Raw genomic sequence first — 314 nt, 5'->3', positions numbered from 1 at the left:
TCGACAAGCATGCGCGCTTCCCAGGCGCCCTGACCGCAGCAGAAGATCAGCCTGAGCGCCCTGAGCCGCCCGAGCAGCTTCTGGTCGACGATGCCCGGCAAATAGTCGAGCGGCGAGTTGAAATAGATGTTGCCTTCCAGCGCACGGCCAAAGAAGTCGCGGGCCGAATAGACGCCGGAAAGCGAGATCACGCCGCTCGCCAGTTCCGGGAAGCGGAACACGAAATTCGACGAATGGTAGCCGCCCATCGAGCAGCGGCTGAACAGCGGCTTGAGATTGCGCCCGCCATTGGACTTCGCGGCGACCGCCTGCAA

The 314-nt window shown here is 63.1% G+C and carries 1 pseudogene; it reads right to left on the bottom strand.

From position 1 onward, the window contains the following. Nucleotides 1–314: pseudogene (locus tag EN851_RS35175) on the bottom strand (hypothetical protein); the annotation flags it as partial.

It is taken from the genome of Mesorhizobium sp. M8A.F.Ca.ET.208.01.1.1, from assembly GCF_004791315.1.
Lineage (GTDB): Bacteria > Pseudomonadota > Alphaproteobacteria > Rhizobiales > Rhizobiaceae > Mesorhizobium.
The sequence above is the reverse complement of the archived record's forward strand: the minus strand, read 5'-3'. Positions and strand labels throughout refer to the sequence as shown.